This window comes from Pseudomonas sp. AC463, from assembly GCF_979253585.1.
The window spans coordinates 1-280 of the sequence record NZ_CEEDDZ010000496.1; the positions used below are offsets into that span (position 1 = coordinate 1).

Below are 280 nucleotides of genomic sequence, written 5' to 3' on the forward strand. Positions count from 1 at the left end.
GGCCCGCAGATAGCCGTAGGCATCTCCGACGATGAAGGTATCGCCACGGGAGACACCGGCGTACACCCGCGCACCGTCCTGCACGACCGGAGTGCGTTCATCGTCGCTGTAGAAGTCGGTCTGCATGCCGAGCAGGTCGGCCACGGCGACGCTCAGGGTCGCGCCGTTGTAGAAATGGCAGGCATTGAGTATCAGGCGGTCACTGCGGCCATTGAACAGGGCGAAATGCGGATACTCGCCTGCCGGGCCTACTTCGGCGACCTGTTGCAGGGCGCTGTCG

Annotated in this window: 1 pseudogene; it reads right to left on the reverse strand. The window is 64.3% G+C overall.

Annotation, left to right across the window (positions count from 1 at the left end):
• Nucleotides 1-280 (reverse strand): annotated as a pseudogene (locus AC0IYH_RS31125) (hypothetical protein); the annotation flags it as partial.